Here is an 18,265-nt window from a genome sequence, read left to right as displayed (position 1 = left end):
ATGCTGGACTGCAATCATTCATCATTTATCATTTATCATTCATCATTAAAGATATGATTCTCCCAATTGTTGCTTATGGTGACCCGATTCTGCGAAAACGGGCCAAAGACATTGAAAACGGTAGTCTCGACGTAAAAAAGTTGAGCGAAAACATGTTCGAGACGATGTACGCGGCCTCGGGTGTCGGGCTGGCGGCACCACAGATTGGACAGAGCATTCGGATGTTTGTGGTCGATGGCGAACCGCTGAACGAAGATGAAGCCGAAGAAGACATTGACCAGACCCTCATTGGTTTTAAAAAAGTATTTATCAACCCCGAAATCATTGAAGAAGCCGGTGACGACTGGGGATTTGAAGAAGGCTGTCTGAGTATTCCGGGTATTCGGGGCGAAGTGTTCCGGCCTGAAATTATCGTGATTCGGTATTTCGATACGGACTGGCATGAGCATGAGGAAGAATACGAAGGCATGGCCGCCCGAATTATTCAGCATGAATACGACCACCTAGACGGTAAGCTCTTTACCGATTATTTGCCGTCAATTCGCCGGACGCTTATCAAGAAAAAGCTGGCCGACATTTCGAAAGGCAAAACCGACGCTGAGTATAAGATGAAGTTTCCAAAATAAATGGCAAGGCGCATAGAGCGAGGAGCATGGTAGGTAACTGCTTTAGCTCTGCTCTGCGCTCCAGGCTCCGCTCCACCCCATGCTCCGCATCACCCTTCTCCAATCCAATCTTTTTTGGCATGATTCCGTAGCCAACCGCGCTATGCTGGAGGAGAAGTTGTTCAATTTGCCTGAACCAACCGATCTGATCGTGCTCCCCGAAATGTTCACAACGGGTTTTACGATGGCCGCTCAGGCGGTTGCGGAACCAATGAACCTCACTACGTTTCGGTGGATCAGGCAAATGGCAGCTCAAACCGGAGCGATTGTAACGGGTAGCTACGTAGTGAAAGAGAACGGCCACTTTTTCAATCGCCTTATCTGGATGCAACCCGATGGGCAATTTGATACATACGACAAGCGCCACCTGTTCCGCATGGCGGGCGAAGACGCCATTTACACCGCCGGAACGCGTCGCCTTGTGAAAGAATGGAAGGGCTGGCGTATTTGTCCGCTTATCTGCTACGATCTCCGCTTTCCGGTCTGGAGCCGGAACAATGCGTCCCTGGATTCAAACCCTGGGCAAGTGACCAAAGAGCCAAATCAATCTTCGTCATTTGACTACGATTTATTGCTCTACGTTGCCAATTGGCCTGCCGCCCGACGCAACGCCTGGAACGTACTGCTACAGGCCCGCGCCATCGAGAATTTAAGCTACGTAGTGGGTGTCAATCGCGTTGGCGAAGATGGAAACCGAGACGGCGGACCGGGTCATCTCTATACGGGCGACTCAACCGTCATTGATTTCAAAGGCGACGTACTGTTCCGGCATTCTGACACCGAAATAATCCATCAACAAACATTATCGCTGGATGAGCTACGTGCCTTCCGCGAGAAATTTCCGGCCAATCTGGACGCCGATAGCTTTACGCTACTTCGCTGACCTTCCCCAGTAAGGTCAGTAATTCCCGGGCACTTTCTAAGGTCGTAAACGTTTTACCCACCAATTGTTCATCGGTAACGTACTCATGTACCCATGTAATGGCATAGGGAATGTGTATGGCTCGTCCGCCAATGTGCACAACCGGCAACACATCCGATTTAAGTGAGTTACCAATCATGATAAAATCGGCGGGCTGCACATTGTACTTGTCAAGAATACGCAGATACGCCTGCTCATTTTTTTCACTAACGATTTCGACGTGCTTAAAGTAATGTCCTAAACCGGAGCGGGCGATTTTACTTTCCTGATCGAATAGATCGCCTTTGGTCAATACCATCAGGTCAAAATGTTTAGAAAGCGTTTCCAGCACTTCTGGAATACCATCCAGTACGTCAATCGGGAAATCGATCAGCTTTCTACCAACATTAATGATTTGCTGAATTTCATCGCCCGTTATGGCTCCATTGGTCAATTCGATAGCCGTTTCGATCATGGAGAGAATAAAGCTCTTGGCACCATAGCCAAATACATGCAGGTTCCTGATTTGAGCATTGTAGAACCGCTCCGTAAGTATCTCCTGATCAATGTGATGCGATAGCAGTTCACACAGTTTCTGCTTCACATCTACATAATTTGGCTCGTTAACCCAGAGCGTATCGTCGGCATCGAAGGCAATTAGTTTCATAGCAGGGTCGAAGTTTTTGACCGGCAAAGGTAACGCGGGGAAGGGTTCAATTATCACTGAACCCTTCTTCATAAACGTAGTGAATCCCCCAGCTATCCATTAACTCATTTGGCTATGCTTTGACAAAATTTGATTTGCGTCAGATCACTTAAATACCCAATTTGCCGCTCGTTCCTAACGCTTTTATTCCTGTTTAACCTATGCAATTTACCGAACAAGATCAGGATCAGATTTTGGCGCAGGGCATATCGCTCGACCAGATTGACCAACAGATAGAACACTTCGTCCAGGGTTTTCCGTATTTGAATGTTATTAAGGCCGCTACCATTGGCGACGGTATCGTTCGTGTGGCTGAAGATCAATTGGCAGCGCATATACATCGCTTCGACAACGCAGCCCATGAACGTGAGTTAGTTAAGTTTGTACCCGCTTCGGGAGCCGCTACGCGAATGTTTAAGTCGCTGTTTGCTGCGATGGATGGCAAGTCCGACAAATCTGTCGATGAAGTATTCGCCCGAATCGCTGACTTTGCCTTTTACGAAGACCTGAAAGCTGCGATGGCCGCCAAAGGTGAGGACTTAGACAAAGCCGTCTCGGAAAATGACCGAAAAACAGTTTTACGGTTCCTGCTTACCGACGATGGTCTTGAGTATGGTACGTTGCCGAAGGGTTTGCTCAAGTTCCACAACTACGCCGATGGGCCGCGAACGCCGGTAGAAGAGCACCTGGTCGAAGGAGCGGCCTACGCGAACTCCGATGGTCTGGTCAAAATTCACTTCACGGTATCGCCCGAGCATCGCGACCGTTTCGAGAAACTTATTGATGAGCAAAAAGCCGATTACGAAGCCTGGCTGGGTGTTACATTCAACATTAGTTTTTCGGAACAGAAGAAATCGACCGACACCATTTCGGTTAATCTCGATAACTCGCCATTCCGCAATGCAGACCGCGACGGCGGACCGGGCTCATTGCTTTTCCGTCCGGCGGGTCATGGTGCGCTGATAGAAAACCTCAACGACATTGACGCTGACATCGTTTTCATCAAAAACATCGACAATGTCGTTCCTGATGAAATCAAGGAACAAACCGTTACGTACAAGAAAGTATTAGCCGCCGTTCTTCTCGATGCCCAGCAACAAATTGCTCGTATACAGGGACTTTTAGAAAATGATGACGTGAGCGACGGCTACCTTGCCGAAGCCGATGAACTCTTCCGCCGGACATTGTTTACGTTGCCGCCTGAGGGGTTTGAGAACCTGTCAAAAGGGGAGAAGCTGGATTATTTCCGCCGGAAGCTGGATCGTCCGGTACGGGCCTGCGGGATGGTTAAAAATGTGGGAGAGCCCGGCGGTGGACCGTTCTGGGCAAAAAATCAGGATGGATCGGTATCATTGCAGGTGGTTGAGTCAGCCCAGATTGACTTAACGAATCCTGCGCAGAAATCCATTTTCGACGAAGCGACTCATTTCAATCCGGTTGATCTGGTTTGTGGGCTAAAAGACCATCACGGACGCAAATATGACCTGCCCGCTTACCGCGATCCGCTAACGGGGTTCATCACGGGCAAGTCGAAAGATGGCAAAGAACTCAAGGCGCAGGAGTTGCCCGGTCTCTGGAACGGCGCGATGGCCGACTGGAACACAATTTTCGTAGAAGTGCCGCTCATTACGTTCAACCCGGTCAAAACGGTAAACGATTTACTGCGGAAAGAACACCAGCCTTCGGAGTCGTAGGTCTTAAGGTATAAAGTCGAAAGTGGCGGACGTATGCATATTGCTTTCGCTGGTCCGCCACTTACGACTTATGACTCAATTTATTGGGCTTCGACCGGAGCCAGGTTCTGAAATGTCACTAAGGTTGTATTTTCATAAACGGCTAAGTTCGCGTCCCGAACACGTTCCATAATTGGACGTAGTGCACAGGTTATTTCGTCATTGCAATCGTCGCACTTAACATAGAAGTTGAACGATACACAGGGCGTAGGCGCAATAGGGCCATCAATGACACGTAGCACCTGTGCCAGATTGACGCGTGCCGGATCAACACGTAGCAAATAGCCCCCTCCTTTTCCCTTCTGGCTTTGCAGAATACCGTGGTTGCGTAGCTCAAGCAGAATAGCCTCTAAGAATTTTTTCGGGATATTTTCTTTAGCCGAAATATAGGAGATGAGCACAGGACCTTTGCCATACTCTTCTGTTAAAACTTTAAGCGCCTTAATGGCATATTTTGCTTTCTTGGAAATCATCGTTACGGTGGTAAATAAGGGATTGACGGAAATATAGTGAACTCATGAAGAACGCTGGAACTGCCTTATATATAAGCAATTGGCACCTGCCTATCTTCAGCAATAGCATTCGCTAATTTGGTGGTACTGACTGTTTTTACGTATATACTCTCAAACGCCCACAATTTACCTAAAAGTTCATGGACTAAGTTGGGTATTAGACGCAAACTTGGCACATAAGTAACATTTATATTCTTTCTAAGATATGTTACTCGCAATTAGTATCGATAATTTGGCCATTGTCGGGTATTACTAAAATTTAACTCTGCCCATTGATTTCGTAACATTTGCTTAACAGGGAGCGCCTGGATTTGGGTGAATTTTGCACCGAAAATCACCCCGTTACTGCAAATGAAATTATTTGTCTCAACAGCTCTACTCATACTTTTAGTACTAGCCGCCTTTTCTGCCTCCTGGGCACAGGTGACGACCAGTGGGTTAAGTGGCCATATTACGGACGCCAAAAAAGAAGGTCTGCCTGGTGCAACCGTGCAGGCTGTTTATACGCCAACCGGCACCAAATATGCGGCCGTCACCGATGTTGAAGGCCGTTTCCGAATCAACAGCATGAATGCCGGTGGTCCCTACCAGATTGTCGTGACCTACGTAGGTTACAACACCGAAACACGTTCGGACGTAGTGCTTCAATTAGGCGAAACAACCAACCTCACCATTGCGCTTAAAGATGCCAGCTCTCAACTAACCGAAGTGGTAGTGAAAGGGAGCCGCGAGGGCGAAAAGCAAGGCGCAGGTCTTAGCGTCGGCAGTGAAACGATCCGTCGATTACCGACCATTTCGCGAAGCCTTACGGACATGACGCGCCTATCGCCCCAGGCCAATAACAACAACTCGTTTGCGGGCACAAACTTCCGGTATAACAACGTAACCATCGACGGAGCCATCAACAACGACGCCATTGGTTTCAGTCCATCGCTGGGTGGTGCCACGGGTTCATCGGGCCAGCCGGGTTCCAGCACTCGTACTAACCCCGTTAGCCTGGACGCTATTCAGGATATTCAGGTGTCCGTGGCACCCTTCGACGTACGTCTGGGTAACTTCCTGGGTGGTTCAATCAACGCCGTGACCCGTACCGGCACCAACGAAGTGACGGGTTCGGTCTATGCCTTCGGTCGGAATTCGACGCTGACGGGTGCCTGGAACGGCGCATCGGCCACGAAAGAAAAACTACCAAACACCTTTCATGAATATCAAATGGGTGTTCGGGTTGGTTTGCCGTTGATTAAAGACAAACTGTTCTTCTTCACCAATGAAGAAATCACCAATCGGCAGGACCCTGTTCAGTTTCAGGCCGGTACGCCTAGCTCGCTGATCAAGGACCCAGCCGTGGCGCAACAGATCACCGATTTTGTCAGAGAGAATTACGGTCTTGATGCCGGCGCTTCGGGCAATTATTCGATTTACTCGAAAAGCACCAAGTTTTTCAACCGGCTGGACTGGAACATCAACGACAAAAACCAGTTGAGTATCCGCAACAATACCGTCTTCTCTGAAGCAACGAATCTGGAGCGCGATGCCGCTAACTTCCGCTTCGGCAGCATCGACTTCAAGCAGAACAACAACCAGAGCAGCACCGTAGCCGAATTGAAGACCCAGTTTGGTGGCAAAGCCTCAAACAGTTTGATCCTCGGCTATTCGAGCGTTCACGATTATCGTACTACGTTGTCCAATGTTCGCTCTTTCCCACAAGTTGAGATTGGCTATAACGGTGGTACAATCTTCCTGGGTAATGACCGCGAAGCATCGGTGTTCAACATGAAACAGAAGACGTTTGAGTTAACCGATAACTTCACGTTCTACAAAGGAATCAATACGTTCACGATTGGTACGCACAACGAGTTTTATACCATCGATTATGGCTTTGTAAACTCGCCCAACGGTCGAATTTCATATAGCACCCTCGATCAGTTTCTTGGCAAAGGCACGCCCAATAACCTGCCGCTTCCGAACCGGGTGCGGGGTAGTTATCCCTTTGGCGACCTGACGAACAATCTGGACAACCAGTTCAATAATCCGTATGCTCATTTCAACGTCAACCTGTTAAGTGCTTATATTCAGGATGAAATTCAGATTTCTGACCGGGTTAAACTGTCGCCAGGTATTCGCTTCGACTATGCAGGTCTGCCCAGCAAACCGCAACTTAGCTCGCAGGTAACGAGTTCGGCGGGCGATCCTGCCGCGGGTTCTACGTATAGCTACACCCCCCTGAAGCAGATTACAAACAACTACTTGAACAACGTTCAGATTTCGCCCCGACTGGGTATCAACATTGACGTACTGGGCGACAAAAGTGTAGTGATTCGGGGTGGAACGGGCTTGTTTACGGGTCGGATTCCATTTGCCTGGTTGGGTTATGCCTTCTACAACAATGGTGTTGGCTATGGCGCGTATGATTACAACAACAACGCCACGGCAACAACTAAAATCGTAGGCGATCCGCTCATTCCGAACGGTGGCGTATTGATCGATCAAAACCCGGCCAACGCGTCAATTGGTGGCAGTGTGAAGCGGACACAGGTCGATTTGATCGACAACAATTTCAAAATGCCGCAGATGTTCCGGAATAACCTCGCCGTCGATTACACGGTGGGCGGCTATAAATTCACCCTCGAAGGACTGTACACGAAGGTTATTCAGGACCTGAAGTTCCAGCAGGTGAACACCAAGGACGTAGTACGGTACTATAGCTACGATACGCAACACCAGCAGCCGATTTACACCGCGGCTAACGGATCGGCCGGGGCACAGCGGATCGACAATAATTTCGCGAATGCCTATCTACTCTCGAATACCAATAAAGGCTACCGTTATAGTTTGACCGCGCAGGTACAGCGGAACTTTCCGTTTGGATTCGGTTTCTCGACGGCTTACACCTACGGAAAGTCGTTCGACATTACCAACGGTATTCGGAACTCAATGGAATCGAACTGGCAGTTGAACCAGTCATTAACACCAAACGATCCACAACTGGCTTACTCAAACTTCGACATCCGCAGCCGCATTGTGGGTACGGTCAACTACCGTCAGATCTGGAATCCGCGTAATGCCACAACCGTTACGTTGTTCTATTCGCTACAATCCGGAACGCCCTTCTCCTGGGGATATGTGAACTCAACCGTCGATGGAACAGGGCAGTCTAACAGCTTAGCCTACATTCCAAAGGATTTGGCCGAAGCCCAAAAGCTGGTTCCAACAGGAACACAAGCCGCTGATTTCATGGCGTATGTTGAATCCGATTCGTACCTGAAAACGCGCAAAGGAAACTTCACCGAACGTAACGGTGGTCGGACTCCCTGGAACAATACGCTGGACCTGCGCCTGCTGCATGAGTTTAAACTGAAAGGTCGTCAGTCGATCCAGATCAGCTATGATGTGATCAATTTCCTGAACCTGCTGGACAAGAAGCTGGGTTACTACTACTTCTCACCCAATACGTTTAACTCAACGGCGTCGGTTGGTCTGTCGCGGGCAACCAACCCAACAACTGGTGATCCAACGTTTACGTGGTCTAAGCCGGGCGTACCGTACTCAATTGATCCGTTAGCATCACGCTGGCAGATGCAGTTCGGTGCCCGGTATACGTTCTAATCTTTCCTCTTCTATTCAACAATAAATCGCCCGGCTGAAAAGTCGGGCGGTTTGCGTTTTAACTGTTTTATCGTTCACGCTTGGCTTTGCGACCGGGCTGGCGCAAAGCCAAGCGTGAACGGACCACATTGTTTTTTTAGCGTAGACAGTTCAAGAAGTCCAACAAAGAAAAAAGCCAGCGCAAAACGCTGGCCTTTCCGGCGACACCAATATGAAGAATTAGATAATAACTCGTTTGTGAGAATTATAACAGGACAAAGCTACCAGTCTAGTATTACACGAACGTTACGCCAATGTTATGCTTGAATTATGTTGATCGACTTCAATCAATCACGCCGTTCTGGTGCCCCCCAATAGTCGACTTGTCATCTTTCCAGAAACCATTGACAAATCGATATTGAATCTGATTTCCTTTTTTCAACAGAAAAGTAGGAATCTGCTCTAATTGAAGTGGTAGGGCGGGTAATTCGCCTTCATTCACTACGTGTACAGCTTGTCCGGGGAATGTCTCTTTCGGCGCTTTTTGTACTTTGAACGCTACAATACCGTCACGCCGGAGGGCTGGCAAGTCCAGTTTAGCCAGTTCAGTAATTGAGTCGAGTGTATCGGGATAAACGTACGCAGGCGTCAGGGTGAGACCCGTTGCGTCAATTTCTTCCAATCCGTAAAACGTTGACAAGTCGCCGATGTCGTCGATAATGCTCTTGTACTGAAACGTTTTGGCGGCTTTGTCATTGACTTCGTTGTAGTTGATACCTACGTCTACCAATACCGGACGACCTTCACGCATTATGGTAGCATTGCGAATCAGTACGTCGAACAGCGCGCGACCATTTTCGGGAATGGCCTGATAACCGGCAATATCTTCCTGTTTATACGACACATCCGCGATGGCCTGCAGTGCAGTCAAAATCGCCACGAAATTCAGCCGTCGAATGGCCATTTTCTCCGAATCGCCTTTAAAACCGCCCGACTCGATCAAAATCAACGTAGTACCCCACTTTTGAATATTATCACCGAAGGCGCGTGGTTCGAACTCATCGTCGTAACGAGCGATTTGTCCTGGCACAAACTGCTGCAATACCCGATTCATCCCCACAATGAGTTGCATCGACCGCTGGCGAACATCATTCACATTACGGTCTTCGTCATAAGCGGTTGCCAGAAACGACACCACCGCCTGTTTGCCCGTCTTACCGACGCTGTACCGCGGATTTTGGTCGTGGAGATTAAATCCGACAAGCGGCTGAAGTATTTGCTGTAGGTTTTTGAGAAGCGATCCTTCCGGCGTTTGCAACCGTAGCGCATCGCGATTCATATCAATGTCGGTGGCGGTTCGCCGTTGAAATCGTTCGGCCCCGTCGGGGTTGAGCATCGGCACGAAATAAAGGGTCGTTTTAGACAGAATCGCTTGTCTCAACGCATCAAACCCGTCGTTTTCTGCCCGTAAAAAGTTGAAAATATCGAACATCGCCATCGTCGCCGTGGCTTCATCGCCGTGCATCTGGCTCCACAGCAATACTTTAGTGGCACCCGTGCCAGCTTTTACCTGATAAATAGCCCGTTTTTCCAGCGACTCACTCACCTGGCTAACCGATAGCGGGCCGGTCAGGGATTTTAGCAAGGGAACCATGTCGGCATGCTTAAATCGCCGGTGCGTTAGTGCTTTCTCTTTAAACGTTTCGTGTGCATCGTACAGCCGACGTGCCACGTCCTGGGCTTGTGAAGAAGTTGACATCATGAACAATGAAAATAGGAACAGACGAGTCTGGCGTATGAGCCGGTCAGGTTTTAACAGATGCTCTTTTGGGTTATCCAGTATCCTTCGCATCCCTACACAGTTTATAGTTTTTGACCAAGCCACAATCCGCCAGCCGAAGCCAGCAAACACAACGTAACGTTTAGACCAATATTTAGTAATGCAGCGGCTAAGCGGCCGCTTTGCAACAAGACCACCGTATCATAGCTAAAACTTGAGAACGTACTAAGTCCTCCACAGAAACCAACGCCAATCAGCAGGCGGGCCTCCTCGCCTACCGCTCCCATCGACCGACTGACTACCCAACCAGTCACGCCACCCAGCACAAAACTGGCAACGATGTTAATGATCAGGATAGCGGTTGGAAACGGTGAACTTGTGAGTGTAGCTGGAATGAATCGTCCGACAACGTAGCGAAGTACACTTCCCACGCCCCCACCCATAAAAACCAGTACGTAAGGATGCATCAGCACAGCTCTCATACAGGCAAACTTACGAAAAAGCAGGAATTATGGTCCTTACCGCTCCTATACGCGCAAAACAGGCAACTTTTCGCTATCATTGTTAACTGCCCTTTCATGCTATACCCCCACCCTAATTTAACTATGGCCAAAAATCAACTTAAAAAACTTCTGGGCGTCGGATTTGGCGTAGCCGTTACGATTGGCGGCACCGTTGGCACGGGTATTCTACGAAAACCCGGTCCCATTGCCCAGGAAATTGGTAATCCCACAATCATTATTGCGGTCTGGCTGATTGTGGGGCTATACGCACTCATGGGATCGCTGTCAGTTATGGAACTGGGCACCATGTTGCCGAAAGCCGGTGGTTGGTATGTATATGCCCGACGAGCGTTTGGCAATTATGCCGGTTTTGTCATCGGCATAAGTAGCTGGCTTGGGAGCGTCTCGGCAATGGCGTTTGGCGCGGCTGTCATGAGCGAATACATTGGTTTGCTGTCACCATCGCTGGTGGATTACCAAAAAAGCATGGCCATTGGCATTCTGGTGGCTTTCGTAGCTTTTCACTCCATCGGCGTGCGGTTAGCCAGTCGGGCACAGGAAGTGATGAGCGTTTTGAAGGCCGTTGGCTTACTAGCCTTCGTAGTGGTTTGCTTTGTTATTACACCCGAAAACCCCCTAGCGGTCGATACGGTACGTCCCCTGGCCAGGGGAGGCATATGGCTGGGTATTCTGGCCGCGTTGCAGGCCGTTTTTTACACCTATGACGGCTGGCACACAGCTGCTTACTTCACCGAAGAAGACGTCGACCCCAGCCGAAATTTACCTCGTTCCATGATTCGGGGGGTGTTACTTATCATTGGCATTTACATTCTGGTCAATCTGGCGCTGCTTTATGTATTACCGATGTCTACCCTCGCCGGATCGAAATTACCCGCTGCCGATGCAGTTCAGGTGCTGTTTGGGCCGGGCAGCGCGAAGGTTGTTACGTTCTTATTGATGATCTCAATTATGGGCATTATCAACGCGCAAATCATGTTCAATCCGCGCGTTATTTTCGCCATGGGCCGCGACGGATTATTTTTCCCGTTCGTTACGCACGTCAACGAAGGAGGAACGCCACTGAATGCCACCATCCTGACGGCGTCGGCATCAATTTTGATGATTTTGACCAACACGTACAGCAAACTCTCCGACATTGCTACGTTCTTTTTCGTGCTATGTTACGCGTCCTGCTTTGCCGCGCTAATCCGGTTGCGCCAAACCGAACCGGAGCTTGCCCGTCCCGTGCTGGCGTGGGGTTACCCGTTTTCAACCTGGACATTGCTCATCGCATCGCTGGCCTTTCTGGTGGGCGTAGTCCTCAGTGATTTTGAAAGCAGCCGCTATGCACTCGGGTTCATAGCGGTTAGTTACCCGGTGTATTTGTTGATAAAGCGGTAGATGTCTAGGGAGTAACCCACGCAACAACGTAGTGATCCTCATGTTTTAGTATGTATATCCTAACAACATACGATCATGAGAAGGCAATTGGGCATTATGGCCATTATTTCCCTAATAAATCTGACTGTTCATGCGCAGGGCCCAGCACTTACCAGGATTCACATCTTCAATGCAACGACGCCCCTTGGTTATATTTTAATTAAAACTACGGCCAATGATACGAACCCGATTAAAATTAAAACACTCACTTGGGCTACTATCCAGACGACTGGCGATAGCTTAGGTTTTGTGGTTAACGACAAGTCATATTTCGCTCATTTTGAGGCAGGTAAGCAATATTATTTCGTAGCACAGGCTACTTACAACTCACGTATTGTCTTTACCGAGAAGTCGGAACGGGAATTCTTGTTGTCTGTGCATGTTAACCCGACAAAAGGCCCGGACGTATATAATATGGACAAAGTGTCAAATTAAATGGTAGAGCTGGCTTGGCCTACATATACGTTTTCCCTAACGAGGATGCTAGTCGATCTTTACGGGTGGGCCTACCACCTTCATTTCATGGTCCGCGAAAATTTTGTCTATTTCTTCGGGTGTTGGGGGCATTTTTAAAGCCACCATCGTAACGAAGAACGCGTCCCCTTTGCCCGCGGGTTGACGTATTACGATCATTTTACCTCATGCCTCATTGAGTTCGGTTTATCAGATAACTGGATGAAATTTATCACTCCGTTTCATCTCCGTCCTCATTTTTGACGTCAACTTGTTCTGTTTTAACTCCAGTATCTACGTATCGTTCTCTGGTTTGAGAGAACACTGGCCCTGCCCCATTGATGCCTATCCCGCATAAGGCTAACATGATAAGGCATAGTAGGACGAGTAGCTTCAAAAGCTTCTTAACTCGTTTCATAAACTATAAACAATGATTTTGAGGCCGCTACGTATGTGTAGCGCCATAAGTGGAGACGATGTTGATATAGAATTAGCTGAGATCAGCTGGAAACTCGGAGCTGCTGAAGTCGGCGGAAGGAGCCTCGGGGCTGGCAGGAATAGATCTGCGTTGAAAGAACTTACTAATCCCCGCAGTTAGTGGCGGTGTACTACAGACCAGACTTATCTGATGACCGATTAGCTTGTTATAGGCTAACAACGCTACTATTGAGTAGGACTGGCAAGCGAAGAATCGTGTTGGAGTTAAGCTCTTAGGCCGCTCAACTACTGATTTGTGTTGGCAAAATTCGTGTCTATCCGCAACAAACAACTCTATTCCTGCTGTTGGCGCTAATCGAGTTTGGCAATTGCCTACATCACCTAAAAACGCAAAAAGACTAAACAACAAGGCCACGATTAATAACCCTTTTGTCAGTTTAGCCTTTGGTCTTAGCTGAGTCTGCTTCATAGCATTCGATTACGTCATCAATAATACCTAATCTTTTCCAGTTACCAACTAGCCACGTTAAAATCGCTCGTGAATTTCGGTCAATAGCTCTGCCGTTCGGCGACGCATTTCGCTGACGGCCTGCGAAAAGTTATTGTGCATGATGCTGAAATAAAGCACCTTATCTGAGCGAGTCAGCACGTAGCCACTCAGGTTATACACGCCACTCATCGAGCCCGATTTCGCGAACACATACGGTTTGTTTCCCGTTGCCATGCTACGTAGCGTACCCCCCTGGCCAGCCGCTGGCAGCAGGGAAAATAGCCGTTGTTGGGGCACTTTTGCGTAAATCCGATCGAGCAAATCAATCAACACATTGGGTGTAAACAGATTATACCGCGACAACCCGGAGCCATCCACCCATTTAGCCGATGCTGCCGGATAATGCAACATAGAATCGGAGGTCATTCGGTGCAACTCGGCTGTTGGATCGAGTTTGTCGAGGCCCCGCTCGGCAGAAACCATGAACAGAATCTGCTCGGCAAACTGATTATCACTAACATACAGCATTCGTTTGTAAAGCGAATCGGTAGGAGAACCACGTAGCAAACGGGCATTTTTGGACATTGGTATGTTCACAACCCCAATCGGACGATGGAGCGTATCGGCCAGTAACTGTGCCGCTAACGCTGGCGACCACCGAAACGGTACGTCCTGCCGACTGGGTTTACCAGCCGCTGGCCAAACAAACTGATTACTAAACTCAGCCCTTCGAACGCTAGTCACTGCGTTGCCAGTTGTCGCAACGCGTGTGCTATCGAAAAATCGCGACGGGCTAACCGAATGCGCCAAAAGGCTTCCTTTACTAAAACGAGCAACATTTCCGTAGATAGGCAACGGCGCCAGTTCAGCCGAATAGTCGTCGTTATAATCGTCCCAGGCCCAACCCGGTCCCAGGCGTGGGCCATCGTAATTCGCCGGGGAAAAGAATAGCCGTTCCGGCCGGTTACGCAGAAAAGCCAGTGTGCTTGTGTCCGGCAAATCTGGATGAAGTAGAAGTGGATTACCAGTCCCCCAGAAAATTAGGGAATCACCATGAACCGCATACCGTAGCACGGGCAATGAATCACGTAGTGTCAACAAACCCGCGTAAAAACTGAAAAGTTTGGTGTTCGATGCGGGCGTGAACGGCTTATCGGCATTGTGTTGAATCAAAGCCTTTTTCCGTACGGGATCATAAAGCGCTACGCCTGTAAAATGATCAGTATAAATGGATTTTGTTCGCAGATCACGGCTGATACGTCGTGCCGGTGAGCACCCGACTACAACAAGTAAAATGACAAGTAGAGGAAAGGCTCTCATAGTTGGAATAGCAACGCGACCAAGGTAAAAATTTATCTTTACAAAGGCACAAAGGCCACAGAGCAAGTTAAACTCTGTGGCCTTTGTGCCTTTGTGGTGAATTAGTATAATACACTATTCCGAATCGGCCGCGCGCTTCAACACCAGCGAGACGGAGTTCAGGCAATAGCGCAGGCCGTTGGGCGGTGGACCATCGTTGAAAACATGACCGAGGTGAGCGTCACACACATTGCACAGTACTTCGACCCGAAACATACCGTAACTATAGTCTTTTTCCAATCGAATCCGATCTTCCTCAATGGGTTCCGTAAAACTCGGCCAGCCCGTACCTGACTCAAACTTGTTCGTTGATTCGAATAACTCCGTACCACAGCAAACACAAGCGTAGAGACCGGGATCATGTGCTTCACAATATTCGCCCGAAAAGGCCCGTTCGGTACCTTTGCCTCGCGCGACCCGATACTGTTCCGGTGTCAAAATCTGTCGCCACTCTTCATCGGATTTGATAACTTTCTGGATCATAGTGAGACCGCAAATGCGGATTTTCGTGTTAATGGTTGAGTATTTAGATACAAACGTAAAACTATCCCTGTAAGATTTATGGTTTCACACCGTAAATTCGCAATAGGATTTACAGTTTTCGATATACGGTTTTCGATGGGCTGACGCGTCAGCAGTTCATGCGTCAGCCCACCGAAAACCGTAAATAATAAACCAAAAAAACATTGACCGTCCGTCAAATACTGCAGCAATTTTGGGGATACCCCACCTTCCGGCCGATGCAGGAAGATGTGGTCAATACAGTGCTGGACCGGCAGGACACGCTTGTATTGATGCCCACGGGGGGAGGAAAATCCATCTGCTTTCAGGTGCCAACGCTGGCCATGAAGGGGGTTTGCATTGTCGTGACACCCCTGATTGCATTGATGAAGGACCAGGTCGAGCAATTGCGCAAACGGGGCATTCCGGCCGCGGCCATTTATTCGGGCATGCACTACCGGGAGATCGACACGACCCTTGATAATTGCATTTACGGGAACACTAAATTTCTCTACGTTTCGCCCGAACGGTTGCGGACTGAAATTGTCATTGAGCGCGTAAAGCAAATGACCGTTTGTTTGCTGGCTGTTGATGAAGCGCACTGCATTTCGGCCTGGGGCTACGACTTCAGGCCACCGTACCTGCAAATTGCGGAGTTCCGGCAACTCATTCCCGATACGCCAGTTATCGCGCTCACAGCCTCAGCAACACCCGACGTTCAGGCCGACATTCTGGACAAACTGGCGTTAAAAAGCCCCGACGGAGGACCGCCCCAAATTTTCCGGCAGACCTTTGCTCGTCCTAATCTGTCGTATTCGACCATTCTGGAAGAGAGTAAAGAAAATCGGTTGCTACGTATCCTGCAGAATGTTCCGGGTTGCGCTATTGTGTATGTACGTAGCCGCAAGCAAACCCAGCACGTAGCGCAGTGGCTCACGCGCCAGGGAATTTCGGCGGATTTTTACCACGCAGGACTGACCACCCAGCAGCGATCTGAGAAACAGGATGCCTGGATTCAGGACCGTACTCGGGTCATGGTGGCCACCAACGCGTTTGGCATGGGCATCGACAAACCCGACGTGCACGTGGTCGTTCACCTGGACGTACCGGATTCACTCGAAGCTTACTATCAGGAAGCGGGCCGGGCGGGCCGCGATGGACAGAAAGCGTATGCCGTGATGCTGTATACCAACGGTGATCTGGAAAACCTGCGTTATCGTACCGAACAACTGTATCAGCCCGTTGAGATGCTGCGTCGGGTATATCAGGCGGTAGCTAATTATACGGCTGTGCCCGTTGGCGGGGGTGAGTTCAACAGTTATGATTTTGATCTGAGCGCCTTTACCAACACGTTCAATCTACCACCCCAGGAAACGCATTACGCACTTAAGCAACTGCAACTAGAGGGGTTTATTCAACTGAGCGAGAATTATTACCACCCCTCCCGACTTGCCTTAGTTCTGGACAACAGGCAGTTATATGAGTTTCAGGTACTGAATCCGCGTTTCGATTCGTTCCTGAAATTATTGCTACGTATTTACGGGGGCGAACTTTTCACCGACTTCATTACGATTTCTGAATCGACGCTGGCACGAGCGTTTTTGATGAATCAGCCCGAAATAGTGGAACTACTGGAACAACTGAACCAACGTAACGTGGTCATTTACGAAAAACAGAAGGACAAACCTCAATTGACATATTTGACGCCCCGCTACGATGCTCCCACGCTACCTATCAATTTGCAGGAATTAAATCGGCGGAAGGAACTGGCGATGCGTAAAGTGCAGGCGGCCACCCTCTATACCGAACACGCAACCCAGTGTCGAACCCGACTACTTCAAGCCTATTTCGGTGAAAAACCGGGCGAAGCTTGTGGAATATGCGACAATTGCCTTAAAAAGAAGAGAAGCACCGAGACAGAAGCACTAGCGGTCCGGGAAAAGGTGCGCGATTACGTAGCACTGGCGAACGGACCAGGTGTTTCGCCCAAACAGCTTTCCTATCACTTCGCCCAGACCGACGCCGAGACGCTGGCCCAAACCGTGAAGCAGATGCTGGCCGAAGAAGAAATTAAATACAATAAAGGAGGGAATCTGACGCTGAATCAATAATTTCTTACTGCGATTGTGATGGCAACAACGGTCATTTCACCTTGTCAATCGTCCCTGTGACGTTCCTATTTACCCCACAGCGTGCTGTTTACCCCTAAATTGTGTGCTTCGCCCCTTCCATTTGCAAGTGGGTTTTCGAGCTTGTTATGTTTGTCCTGTCGAACAAAAACAAACATAACCAAGACGAATCATGAAAACGCTTATCACCACTCTCTTTACCGTTACACTGTTTATCATCAGTTTAAACAAACCTTGTCTCGCCCAGCAAACGACAGCCGCTGCGTCAACCACAACCGGCGCGACTTACTCACTGACGGTTGTTATATCAAATGTGAACAATCGGTCAGGCAAATTATACGTAGGGCTGGCCAACAGCAAAGCTAGTTTTGATGGCGAATCAATTCAGCGCAAAACGATTGACGTACCGGCATCAGGCGAAATCACGACAGTATTCGAGGGCTTGACAGCCGGCCGCTATGCCATTCGATTGTTTCAGGACCTAAACGGCAACCAGAAGATGGATTTCTCGGGACAGATGCCTAACGAACCCTTTGGCTTCTCCAACGTCGCGATGCTGATGGGACCACCCGACTTCGACCAATCGTCGCTTGAGTTGACTGAGAACAAAAGCATTCGGATACGTGTGATGGAGATGTGATATGGTGTCATTTTTCATCTATCAGAAAAAAGTAAAGGCGTATTGACCAATATAAAACAAACGCTTTTATATTTGTGGTCTCCTAACGGGGTGTAGCGCAGCCTGGTAGCGCGCTACGTTCGGGACGTAGAGGTCGTGGGTTCGAATCCCGCCACCCCGACAGAAAGAATAACAATGGGGTAGCGTACTACGTTTGGTACGTACAGGTTGTGGCCAGGTCGCCGTTGCGGTGCGATTCGATTCCCGCCACCCCGAAATAAGAACTAGAAAGACATGAATACTTCGGTTAACAACAACATTTGGTGGTGGCATTCTTCTCAGTTGGGATGAAGGTTGCCGCTATTGTTGTTCACCAACAAATGTATAAAAGGCTCACCGTCATCCCGGTGAGCCTTATTTTTTTACCCCAAGCCCTAAAATTATTGACAAT

Annotated in this window: 15 protein-coding genes and 1 tRNA gene; 9 read left to right on the top strand and 7 right to left on the bottom strand. The window is 49.0% G+C overall.

All coding sequences use genetic code 11. The features are described 5' to 3' along the window. The first annotated feature begins 53 nt into the window (after nucleotides 1-53). Together def and BM202_RS09485 are read left to right on the top strand one after the other, a co-directional pair. Nucleotides 54-626 carry a peptide deformylase gene (def, locus tag BM202_RS09490; RefSeq protein WP_093826230.1) on the top strand — a complete coding sequence of 191 codons (573 nt, stop codon included), beginning with the start codon at nucleotides 54-56 and terminating at the stop codon, nucleotides 624-626. A 79-nt stretch (nucleotides 627-705) separates the two neighbouring features. Next, the gene (locus BM202_RS09485; protein ID WP_093825352.1) at nucleotides 706-1,548 is read left to right on the top strand and encodes a nitrilase family protein; all 843 of its coding nucleotides are present in this window, start codon (nucleotides 706-708) and stop codon (nucleotides 1,546-1,548) included. Here BM202_RS09485 and BM202_RS09480 read toward each other — a convergent pair. Then, complete coding sequence (locus BM202_RS09480) at nucleotides 1,532-2,233, bottom strand: HAD family hydrolase (protein ID WP_093826228.1); 702 nt, start codon at nucleotides 2,231-2,233, stop codon at nucleotides 1,532-1,534. The two genes, BM202_RS09485 and BM202_RS09480, sit on opposite strands and share 17 nt — an antisense overlap. A 200-nt stretch (nucleotides 2,234-2,433) precedes the next feature. On the opposite strand from BM202_RS09480, the gene BM202_RS09475 reads away from it, so the two are divergent. Beyond that, a complete protein-coding gene (locus tag BM202_RS09475; RefSeq protein WP_093825350.1) occupies nucleotides 2,434-3,966 on the top strand; it encodes a DUF4301 family protein in 1,533 nt (510 codons plus the stop codon). An 80-nt stretch (nucleotides 3,967-4,046) separates the two neighbouring features. Here BM202_RS09475 and BM202_RS09470 read toward each other — a convergent pair whose 3' ends face one another. Then, complete coding sequence (locus BM202_RS09470; protein ID WP_093825348.1) at nucleotides 4,047-4,478, bottom strand: RrF2 family transcriptional regulator; 432 nt, start codon at nucleotides 4,476-4,478, stop codon at nucleotides 4,047-4,049. A gap of 390 nt (nucleotides 4,479-4,868) precedes the next feature. Between BM202_RS09470 and BM202_RS09465 the strand changes: the two genes are divergently transcribed. Then, on the top strand, nucleotides 4,869-8,123 hold the full coding sequence (locus tag BM202_RS09465; protein WP_093826227.1) for a TonB-dependent receptor: 3,255 nt from the start codon (nucleotides 4,869-4,871) through the stop codon (nucleotides 8,121-8,123). A gap of 322 nt (nucleotides 8,124-8,445) precedes the next feature. Here the strand turns inward: BM202_RS09465 and BM202_RS09460 are convergent, their stop codons facing one another. After that, nucleotides 8,446-9,861, bottom strand: coding sequence for a M14 family zinc carboxypeptidase (locus BM202_RS09460; protein WP_093826225.1), 1,416 nt, complete (start codon nucleotides 9,859-9,861; stop codon nucleotides 8,446-8,448). A gap of 104 nt (nucleotides 9,862-9,965) precedes the next feature. Then, nucleotides 9,966-10,364: a fluoride efflux transporter CrcB gene (gene crcB / locus BM202_RS09455; RefSeq protein WP_093825346.1), complete on the bottom strand. Its 399-nt coding sequence runs from the start codon at nucleotides 10,362-10,364 to the stop codon at nucleotides 9,966-9,968. A 123-nt stretch (nucleotides 10,365-10,487) separates the two neighbouring features. Between crcB and BM202_RS09450 the strand changes: the two genes are divergently transcribed. Then, nucleotides 10,488-11,786 (top strand): APC family permease, encoded by a 1,299-nt coding sequence (locus BM202_RS09450; RefSeq protein WP_093825345.1) that lies wholly within the window; start codon nucleotides 10,488-10,490, stop codon nucleotides 11,784-11,786. A gap of 75 nt (nucleotides 11,787-11,861) precedes the next feature. Beyond that, nucleotides 11,862-12,260: a hypothetical protein gene (locus BM202_RS09445; RefSeq protein ID WP_093825342.1), complete on the top strand. Its 399-nt coding sequence runs from the start codon at nucleotides 11,862-11,864 to the stop codon at nucleotides 12,258-12,260. A 48-nt stretch (nucleotides 12,261-12,308) separates the two neighbouring features. On the opposite strand, the gene BM202_RS37200 is transcribed toward BM202_RS09445, so the two are convergent. From BM202_RS37200 to msrB, 3 genes are all read right to left on the bottom strand, one after another. Continuing rightward, complete coding sequence (locus tag BM202_RS37200) at nucleotides 12,309-12,458, bottom strand: hypothetical protein (protein ID WP_177236550.1); 150 nt, start codon at nucleotides 12,456-12,458, stop codon at nucleotides 12,309-12,311. A 784-nt stretch (nucleotides 12,459-13,242) separates the two neighbouring features. Next, complete coding sequence (locus tag BM202_RS09435; RefSeq protein ID WP_093825338.1) at nucleotides 13,243-14,526, bottom strand: D-alanyl-D-alanine carboxypeptidase/D-alanyl-D-alanine-endopeptidase; 1,284 nt, start codon at nucleotides 14,524-14,526, stop codon at nucleotides 13,243-13,245. 114 nt (nucleotides 14,527-14,640) lie between these two features. Next, a complete protein-coding gene (gene msrB, locus BM202_RS09430) occupies nucleotides 14,641-15,048 on the bottom strand; it encodes a peptide-methionine (R)-S-oxide reductase MsrB (protein WP_093825336.1) in 408 nt (135 codons plus the stop codon). 203 nt (nucleotides 15,049-15,251) lie between these two features. Here msrB and BM202_RS09425 point away from each other — a divergent pair, with 203 nt between their 5' ends. The 3 genes from BM202_RS09425 (at nucleotide 15,252) to BM202_RS09415 (ending at nucleotide 17,995) form a co-directional block, all read left to right on the top strand. Further along, on the top strand, nucleotides 15,252-17,177 hold the full coding sequence (locus BM202_RS09425; RefSeq protein WP_093825334.1) for a RecQ family ATP-dependent DNA helicase: 1,926 nt from the start codon (nucleotides 15,252-15,254) through the stop codon (nucleotides 17,175-17,177). A gap of 190 nt (nucleotides 17,178-17,367) precedes the next feature. Beyond that, nucleotides 17,368-17,835, top strand: coding sequence for a DUF2141 domain-containing protein (locus tag BM202_RS09420; RefSeq protein ID WP_093825332.1), 468 nt, complete (start codon nucleotides 17,368-17,370; stop codon nucleotides 17,833-17,835). 86 nt (nucleotides 17,836-17,921) lie between these two features. Continuing rightward, nucleotides 17,922-17,995: transfer RNA gene (locus BM202_RS09415), tRNA-Pro, on the top strand. Nucleotides 17,996-18,265: the final 270 nt, after the last annotated feature.

It is taken from the genome of Spirosoma endophyticum (genome assembly GCF_900112365.1).
Taxonomy (GTDB): Bacteria; Bacteroidota; Bacteroidia; order Cytophagales; family Spirosomataceae; genus Spirosoma; species Spirosoma endophyticum.
This window is presented reverse-complemented; position numbering and strand designations above follow the sequence as displayed.